This is a genomic window from Bradyrhizobium campsiandrae (assembly GCF_014529705.1).
Classification (GTDB): Bacteria; Pseudomonadota; Alphaproteobacteria; order Rhizobiales; family Xanthobacteraceae; genus Bradyrhizobium; species Bradyrhizobium campsiandrae.
Map to the genome: position 1 here is coordinate 1 of NZ_JAANIH010000231.1, position 424 is coordinate 424.

At 36.8% G+C, this 424-nt stretch carries 1 protein-coding gene; it reads right to left on the reverse strand.

Features of this window, described 5'->3' with window-relative positions:
• Positions 1-424, reverse strand: a 424-nt coding sequence (locus G8O24_RS47220; RefSeq protein ID WP_188108441.1) for an N-acetylmuramoyl-L-alanine amidase, incomplete at both ends; no start/stop codon positions are given.

Here is a 424-nt window from a genome sequence, read left to right on the forward strand (position 1 = left end):
ATTCAACTTGGATAAAACGAGCATTAGCATATTGTCCTGCTCCCCAAACACCATTTTCAGTAGGATGGATTTGGAGTATACGAGACTTGTCTACAAAAGCGTGAACAAAGGCATTGTTGTAATTGGTGCTCATGTAATTGATTTCACCTGTAATAGTAGATGAATTATTTGCTGTTTCATGAATAACTATTCCTTCTTGTTTGCCGTAACCATTACGATAGTTGAATTTAGGAAATTGGCTTTTTAATTGTTTTTCTATTTTTGCTGTTGAAAATTTGTTTGATTTAATATAGGCATTAACATCAGGGTATCCTGTTGTTGCGCGAAGCAAAGGGACTTGCTGTAGTACGCTATTAGTTCCATCTTCAAAGCCGTCATGTTCTTCCGTTGCAGTCCCATCTCTAACTCCTTTGGGGATATAAGT